Here is a 5,261-nt window from a genome sequence, read left to right on the forward strand (position 1 = left end):
GTTATGAAAGAAAAAATTTTTTCACCTCCCTTTCTTTGCGCTACAATGGAAGAAAGGAGGATTGCATGATGCCGGAGCCGCAGTCATACACGATTGAAGAAATCGCTTCCTTATTAAAGGTGTCAAAACTAACGGTGTATGATTTAGTGAAAAAAGGGAAGCTGCCCGCCTTTCGCGTTGGGCGGCAAATGCGGATCACCGCGGATGATCTCAAGCGGTACATCGCCGGGCAAAAAGGGGAGGCAAGCACCGTTTCCCCCGCCGTTTCACGGCCGACCGAAACCGCTTTTCGCCCCATCATCATCAGCGGTCAAGATATGGCGCTCGATTTGCTTGGCGTCCATCTCGAGAAAGGCGGCCCTTATCAATCGCTTCGCACCTATACGAGCAGCCTCAACGGATTGATCGCTCTATACAAAGGGCAATGTGACATCGTCAGCGTGCATTTGTTTGACGGGCAAACGGGTGAGTACAACCGTCCCTATGTTGAAAAGCTGTTGACAGGCCATGCGTACATCATGGTGAACTTGATGCGCAGGCCGATCGGGTTTTACGTGCAAAAAGGCAATCCGCGCGGCATTCAAACGTGGAGCGACTTAGGAAGGAGCGACGTCGTGATCGTCAACCGGGAAAAAGGAGCGGGGGTGCGTGTGCTCTTGGATGAACAGCTGCGCCTGCATGGGCTGTCACCGTCCGCTATTCGCGGCTATGAGCGTGAGGAGACAAGCCATTTGAGCGTCGCCTCCGCGGTGGCGGCGGGTCTCGCTGATGTCGGCATCGGCACGGAAAAAGTGGCGCGAATGGCCGGCGTCGAGTTCATTCCGCTGATGAAAGAGCAGTATGATGTCGTCATGCTGCGGACGCGGGAGAACGAACCGCTCATCGCCGCCGTCTTGAACGTGCTTCGCTCCGATTCGTTCCGCACCGAACTCGAAGCGCTTGGCGGATACGATGTGTCGCAAACCGGGCAAATCATCGCCGAACGCGGCTGACAGGGCAGCACAACCGCATCTGTATCGACGCAACGAAAACGTTTACCATCTCCTTAACGGAAAAGCCGCTTGTCCATTTTTTCGACTGCCAAGGCTTGCCTCCATCACGTCTTGGCAGTCGATCCAATGCTTAGGAAAAGCGACGAATCTTAAAGCTTCAAATGGCATCTATATGCATGTTTTGGACATCAGGCGATGATTCAGCGGAACCTTCCAAATCCTATTTCCTTGCTCCGATTCTATGCCATCCATCCAAAAAAAGCTGTTCCAAAAGCGAGTCGCTTTTTGGAACAGCTTTTCGTTTTACCCGCGCAGCACCGCGCCAAATTGTTTCTCGACCGCGGCGAGCACCCGCTCGTGGACGGCGGCGACTTCTTCATCCGTGAGCGTCCGCTCCGGATCGTAGTAGCGGAGCGAGAAGGCGAGCGATTTTTTCCCGTCCGGCAGGCGGTCGCCTTTGTAGACGTCAAAGAGGGAGACGTCTTTGACAAGCGGTTTCCCGGCTTCTTCGATCGCTTGCTTGAGGGCGCCAGCTTCGACGTTTTCGTCGACGACCAAGGCAATGTCGCGCACGACGGACGGGAATCGCGGAATCGGCTCGTAGCGGATCGCTTCACGTTCGGCGTTCAACAGCTCGGCCAAGGCGAGCTCGAAGACGTACGTTTCTTTTAAATCGTACTCTTTTTGCACGGCTGGATGGAGCTGGCCGACAAAGCCGATGACCCGGCCGTCAAACACAATGTCCGCCGTCCGTCCGGGATGCAAATCGGCGCGTTTCGCCGGGCGGTACGCGATGCGCTTGGACAGCCCAAGCAAGTCGAACAACCCGTCAAGAACGCCTTTGGCGACGTAAAAATCAGCCGCTTTTTTCTCGCCTTGCCACAAATGGGCGTGCCATAAGCCGGTGAGAACGCCGGCAAGCCGCTCGTTTTCCGCCGGTTGGACGTGTTCTCCTTTGGACAAGTAGACAGAGCCGATTTCGTACAAGGCGACGTTCTCGACTTGGCGGGCGCGGTTGTAGCTCGCCGCTTCGAGCAGATGCGGAATCAAGCTTTGTCGAAGAACGCTCCGCTCTTCGCTCATCGGCAGCGCCAAGCGGATCGGTTCGGCCGTCTCAAGCGCAAAGCGCGTCGCTTTGTCCGGGCTCGTCAACGAATACGTGATCGCTTGGAACAAGCCGGCTCCTTCCAAATAGCGGCGGACGCGGCGGCGCTTCGCCTGGTACGGCGTGAGTCCGCCCGGTTTCGCCTCGGCCACCGGCAGCGTCGCCGGCAGGCGGTCGTAGCCGTACAAACGGGCGACTTCTTCAATGATATCTTCTTCAATTGCAATGTCGCGCCGACGCGACGGGACGTGGATCGTGAACGTTCCGTTGTCTTCCGTAAACGGAAATTGCAAGTTCGAAAGAATCGCGGCCACTTCCTCTTTCGACATTGCCGTGCCGAGGACGCCGTTGATGCGTTCGAGCGTGACCGTCACCACCACTGAGTCTTGGCGCCACACGCTCGCTTCGACGATGCCGCCGACGACCTCGCCGCCGGCGTATTCCGACATCAACGCCGCGGCGCGCTCGAGCGCTTCTTTCGTCCGCGCTGGATCGATGCCTTTTTCAAACCGAGTGCTCGCCTCGCTGCGCAGCCCGTGGTCTTTCACCGCTTGGCGGATGACCGGGCTTGTAAAGTACGCCGCTTCAATGAACACGGTCGTCGTGTCGTCGCGCACTTCCGAATTCGCCCCGCCCATCACGCCGGCTAAGGCGACCGGCTCGCGGCCGTTGGTGATGACGAGATGTTCTTCCGTCAGCTTCCGCTCGACATCATCAAGGGTGATGATCGTTTCGCCCGCTTTTGCACGGCGGACGACAATCTCCTTCGAACCGAGGCGGTCGTAGTCAAACGCATGAAGCGGCTGGCCGTACTCAAGCAAAATGTAGTTCGTAATGTCGACGACGTTGTTGTGCGGGCGAATGCCGGCCGCCATCAAACGCGCTTGCATCCAAAGAGGCGACGGGCCGATCCGGACGTTTTTCACAATCCGCCCGGCGTACAGCGGATTGTCTTCCGGCGCCTCAACGCGCACGGAAATGTATTCATGGACATGTTCGCTGTTTTCCTTGACCGCCGCTTCCGGCAGTTTTACATCGCGGCCGAGAATGGCGGCGACTTCATAGGCGACGCCGATCATGCTTAAACAATCGGCGCGGTTGGGCGTCAAGGACAGTTCAAGCACTTCGTCATGCAAGCCGAGCCACTCGATGGCATCGGCGCCGATCGGCGCGTCGCTTGGAAAGACGAAAATGCCGTCCGCGTATTCTTTCGGCACGACTTTCGTTTCGACGCCAAGCTCTTGGAGCGAACAAATCATACCGTTCGATTCTTCCCCGCGCAGCTTCGCCCGTTTGATTTTGAAATTGCCCGGCAGCACCGCCCCGACTTTGGCGACGGCGACCTTTTGCCCTTTGGCGACGTTCGGGGCGCCGCAAATGATTTGCACCGGCTCGCCTTCGCCAAGGTCAACGAGGCATTTCCGCAGTTTATCCGCGTTCGGGTGCGGCTCGCACTCGAGCACATGGCCGATGACGACGCCGTTCATCCCGCGGTCGAGCGCCTCAACCCGCTCGACTTCAATGCCGCTTTTCGTGATGCGATCAGCGAGTTCCGCGGCGGTGACCCCCGTCAAATCGACGTACTCGCTCAGCCAACGGTAAGACACGAGCATGGAAAACCCCTCCTTTTTCTGTTACACACGCAAAAATTGCCGCAAGAAACGTAGATCGTTTTGATAGAAATGACGGATGTCGTCAATGCCGTACTTCAGCATCGCGATCCGCTCCGGCCCCATGCCGAACGCAAAGCCGGTGTACGTTTTCGAATCAAAGCCGGCCATCTCAAGCACATTCGGATGCACCATGCCGGCTCCTAAAATTTCGATCCAGCCGGTGCCTTTGCAGACGCCGCAGCCCCGCCCTTCGCAGCGGAAGCAGGACACATCGACTTCGACCGACGGCTCGGTGAACGGGAAAAAGCTCGGCCGGAAGCGGATGTCGCGCCCTTCCCCGAACAGCTTGCGGGCAAATTCGCGCAGCGTCCCTTTCAAATCGCTCATCCGGATGTTCCGGTCCACAACCAATCCTTCAATTTGCGTAAACTGGTGCGAATGCGTCGCATCGTCCGTATCGCGGCGGTACACTTTGCCCGGACAAATGATTTTCACCGGGCCGCGCCCGCGGTGTTTTTCCATCGTCCGCGCCTGCATCGGCGATGTGTGGGTGCGAAGCAAAATCTCCTCCGTGATGTAAAACGAATCTTGCATATCGCGGGCCGGGTGGCCTTTCGGCAAATTGAGCGCCTCAAAGTTGTAATAGTCGGTCTCGACTTCCGGCCCTTCGGCGACCGTATAGCCCATGCCGATAAACAAATCTTCAATTTCTTCAATGACACGCGTCAGCGGATGGGGATTGCCAAGACTCACAGGTCGTCCCGGCAGCGTCACATCGATCGCTTCGGCGGCCAGCTTCCGCTCGACTTCCTCCTGTTCCAGTTTCGCTTGTTTCGCCTCGAGCGCCTGCTGAATCGCCGCTCTCACTTCATTGGCCAGCGCGCCGAGTTTCGGGCGCTCTTCCGGCGGCAATGCCCCCATGCCGCGCAGCACTTCGGTGATCGGCCCTTTTTTGCCCAAGTAAGCGACGCGCACGTCATTCAGTGCTTTGACGTCTTTCGCCTCATCGATTCGGCGAAGCGCTTCTTGCTTCAGCTCGTACAGCCGTTCTTTCACTTGAGTCCCTCCTCTATCAAAAATAAAAAAACCCGCCCCCCGGTAAGGGACGAGTTGTTGCTCGCGGTACCACCCTTGTTAACAGCCGAAATGCGCTGTTCGCTTCATTGCGATAACGGCCGAAAGCCGGAACACCTTTACATCCCCTTTTGGGATGGTCCCGGTGCCAACTCGGGAGGTGAACTTCACTTGCGTCGGCCATAAAAACGCTCCCAGTCTCCGGCGTTTTCTCCCTGGATGGCGAACAGCAAGCTACTTTTCTCCGTCATCGTTGTTGTCCGTATGGGAAATTGTCGCTATTCATTATACGCAAATGAGTGGGCAAAGGCAAGGTCAGGCCGAAATTTCTTTGCGCAGCTCATCGATTTCCGCTTCCTGTTCAATCGAGCGGATGGCAAGGCGCTCCATAATTTTTTCCTGCCGCACTTGCCCTTCCTTGAGCGCGGCGACATCTTTTTTGACCCCCAACATGTCCTTTTTCATGGCATCCATGTC

Annotated in this window: 3 protein-coding genes and 1 other annotated feature; of the genes, 1 reads left to right on the top strand and 2 read right to left on the bottom strand. The window is 57.0% G+C overall.

The window, feature by feature from the left end:
• Positions 1 to 68 precede the first annotated feature (68 nt).
• Positions 69 to 992, top strand: a complete 924-nt coding sequence (locus tag VU18_RS11755; RefSeq protein ID WP_023633474.1) for a helix-turn-helix transcriptional regulator — start codon at positions 69 to 71, stop codon at positions 990 to 992.
• A gap of 303 nt (positions 993 to 1,295) precedes the next feature.
• Here the strand turns inward: VU18_RS11755 and pheT are convergent, their stop codons facing one another.
• Entirely contained in the window at positions 1,296 to 3,710 is a 2,415-nt protein-coding gene (gene pheT / locus VU18_RS11760) for a phenylalanine--tRNA ligase subunit beta (RefSeq protein ID WP_047758140.1), read from the bottom strand.
• A gap of 21 nt (positions 3,711 to 3,731) precedes the next feature.
• Complete coding sequence (pheS, locus tag VU18_RS11765) at positions 3,732 to 4,766, bottom strand: phenylalanine--tRNA ligase subunit alpha (RefSeq protein WP_015375576.1); 1,035 nt, start codon at positions 4,764 to 4,766, stop codon at positions 3,732 to 3,734.
• Positions 4,767 to 4,808: 42 nt separating this feature from the next.
• Positions 4,809 to 5,044, bottom strand: a binding site (T-box leader).
• Positions 5,045 to 5,261 lie beyond the last annotated feature (217 nt).

Origin of the sequence: Geobacillus sp. ZGt-1, from assembly GCF_001026865.1 — a bacterium.
Classification (GTDB): Bacteria; Bacillota; Bacilli; order Bacillales; family Anoxybacillaceae; genus Geobacillus; species Geobacillus thermoleovorans.